This window comes from Streptomyces sp. NPDC002671, from assembly GCF_053592475.1.
The window spans coordinates 1-1,044 of record NZ_JBSFVU010000182.1 but is presented as its reverse complement, the minus strand read 5'-3'; the positions used below and the strand labels follow the sequence as shown (position 1 = coordinate 1,044).

Annotated in this window: 1 protein-coding gene; it reads left to right on the top strand. The window is 66.9% G+C overall.

Annotated features, from left to right (window positions below; genetic code table 11):
• Positions 1 to 213: 213 nt before the first annotated feature.
• On the top strand, positions 214 to 747 hold the full coding sequence (locus ACWD35_RS45610) for an alpha/beta hydrolase (RefSeq protein WP_451357198.1): 534 nt from the start codon (positions 214 to 216) through the stop codon (positions 745 to 747).
• Positions 748 to 1,044: the final 297 nt, after the last annotated feature.

Here is a 1,044-nt window from a genome sequence, read left to right as displayed (position 1 = left end):
AACATCACCCGCAGCCGCCTCGGACGCCTCACCCGCCAAGGCTTCCTCACCCAACCCGGACGAGGCCGATACCAGAAACGGACTTAACGCCCACTGAGGTCGCCTGATCCAACAACCCGCTCCCTGGCGACAGCAGCCTTCCTCCCGACCGAGCAGCAGCGCTCCTCGGCCCAGGCATCACTCCCGGTCAACGCGCTAGCCACTGTCCAGCCGGTGTCGACGATCATCCACGGAACCTGGGGATGGAAGGGGAACTGGTGGTATCCCGGCCAGGGCGGGTTCCACAATTTCATCCTGACCAACCATCGCCCCAACCTCTACCCCGGCGGTGCCGCCTTCGCCTGGAGCGGCGCCTACCAGGCCGGGCACCGCAGGCGCGCAGCGGTCCGGTTCCACGACTGGGCCGGTGAGCTGGCGTCTGGAGGGCTGCAGACCGTGTTCGGGCACAGCTACGGGGGTGAGGTCGCGGCCCGAGCCGTGCTGGCTGGCACCTCGGTGGATCAGCTGGTCCTGCTGAGTTCCCCAGCAACCCACCAGGTCGAGGCGGCCGCCACCACCGGCCTCCAAGTGGTCGACGTCCGGCTTCCCTTCGACCCCGTCCTGGGACTGGCACGCACCCGGCAGCGAATGACCACGCGGCCCAACGTCACCCCGGTCCTGCTGAGTAAGTGGCGGCTCGACCATGGCGCCACGCACAAGGAACGAGTCTGGCGGAAGGAGAACGTGGCCCAGCGCGGCGGGATCTGACTGGTGATCGTCGAATGGCAGGGCACGGGACCAAACACACGCATTCCATGCACGAGGCACGTCGGGGAACTGCGGCATCTCATCGACGTTCTCGAAGACGGAGTCGTACGACTCGATCCGCTCCGCGATCAGCAGTGTGTTGTCGCACGCCTCCGGCAGCTCGGAGGGGGAGTCGCAGGAGTCCTGGCTGCGCAAGGAGTGCCTGAAGGGCCTCGCCATGCGCTATGGCAGCCCTATCCCTGCCGAGGTCATGGAACGCTTCGAGACCGAGATGTCGGTCATCGGCCCCATGGGCTT